This is a genomic window from Streptomyces sp. NRRL F-2580, from assembly GCF_000720115.1.
In the GTDB taxonomy this organism is placed as follows: Bacteria; Actinomycetota; Actinomycetes; order Streptomycetales; family Streptomycetaceae; genus Streptomyces.
Genome location: NZ_JOIR01000155.1, coordinates 1 through 201, shown reverse-complemented (window position 1 = coordinate 201; position 201 = coordinate 1). Strand labels below are relative to the sequence as shown.

At 63.7% G+C, this 201-nt stretch carries 1 protein-coding gene; it reads right to left on the bottom strand.

All coding sequences use genetic code 11. The features are described 5' to 3' along the window. Positions 1 to 201 (bottom strand): hypothetical protein (locus tag IF88_RS41860; protein WP_037809008.1); only part of this gene is annotated, 201 nt, incomplete at both ends.

Genomic DNA, 201 nt, shown 5'->3' with positions numbered 1-201 from the left:
AGTCGGGGTTGGTGAGTTGTTCGGTGGTGGCGGGTTGTCCGGTGAGGTTGGAGATGATGGGGATGGTGGGGGTGTGGTAGGTGAGGGTGGCGGCGGTGGTGCGGAATTGGTCGAGGATGCCGTCCATGTGGGGTGAGTGGAAGGCGTGGCTGACGTTGAGTTGTGTGGTGCGTCGGCCGTTGTTGCGCCAGGTGGTGGCGA